The 1068-nt window shown below is 48.1% G+C and carries 2 protein-coding genes; both read left to right on the top strand.

Annotation, left to right across the window (positions count from 1 at the left end):
* Positions 1-318 (top strand): ATP-binding protein (locus ABTU92_RS30605; RefSeq protein ID WP_408095283.1); only part of this gene is annotated, 318 nt, incomplete at its 5' end.
* Positions 319-379: 61 nt separating this feature from the next.
* Positions 380-1068: hypothetical protein (locus tag ABTU92_RS30600; protein ID WP_408095282.1), on the top strand; the 689-nt coding region annotated here is incomplete at its 3' end.

Below are 1068 nucleotides of genomic sequence, written 5' to 3'. Positions count from 1 at the left end.
AATCTGGTCATTAACTCGATCGACGCGGCAAAGGGAAGAAAATCTACGCGTCCAATGAATATTGATGCACACTGCCACATTAACAACTCTCGATTGATTATAAGATACTCCGATGACGGTCCAGGGATTGATCCGTTCCACTTTCCTAATGAACAGTCGATTTTTGAAATCGGCAGAACCAGCAAACCTCAGGGTACAGGAACGGGCCTTCCAGTCGCACGGCACATAATCGGTACACACTTTTCCGGACAACTTCTGCTGTTGCAAAGACGCCCTCCACTCTTCACAATTGATGTTCCTTCAGCTAAGAAGGGTTGAGGATTAGGGTCATGTGAGAGGGTTCCGTCCGGTGGGCTATTTGACATCTCCGACTGTATTAGTGGTTGATGACAGCGAGCAATTCGGGCGCCGCTTCAAACGAGCGTTGTTGGACTTTGGTTCAATTGGGGCGATGGTGGTCACGCGCCTTGGAGAGGCTGCAGACTTAATACTTAGTGGAAAGTATCATTTTGATGCGTTGCTTACTGACTATTTTTTTGTAACCGGAGAGGATTCTTCTCGTTCTCTGTACGATGGATTTGACTTGATTCAGCTAATACAACAACACAACGCGGAGTTAGAAGTATATGCATTCACGGCCCAAGAGGGCACCTCTGGACTTGCTGCCAAGGCGGCATCTCGAGACATAAGTGTTCGTCGCATCTTCGATAAAAAGAAAATTGCCCTTGCCGAATCAAAGAAGAAGACAACAAAGGACCCTCAGCCCTGGGACGTGGTTCGCGCAGACATTCTACGGAAGCGCCTTTTAGATGACCCCAGTCTTGCGCAGAAACTCGCTTTGACCGAGGGTCATCAGATCACAGATCTGGGCTTTCTGGAGCGGTTTGTAAATGTAGTTAAGTCCCCGACAACCACTTATATCCAGCAATTAAACCGCTCATATGATGTTACACTTCCAATCGAAGCAGTTTGTACGCCTGCGCTAGACGGAAAGGTGAGTGCTAGTGCACCCAAATTGGGGATACTGCTAGATGGAATAGGTGCGACTCCTGCCGAAGCGATAGACGA

The organism is Rhodoplanes sp. SY1 (assembly GCF_046000175.1).
In the GTDB taxonomy this organism is placed as follows: Bacteria; Pseudomonadota; Alphaproteobacteria; order Rhizobiales; family Xanthobacteraceae; genus Rhodoplanes.
This window is presented reverse-complemented; position numbering and strand designations above follow the sequence as displayed.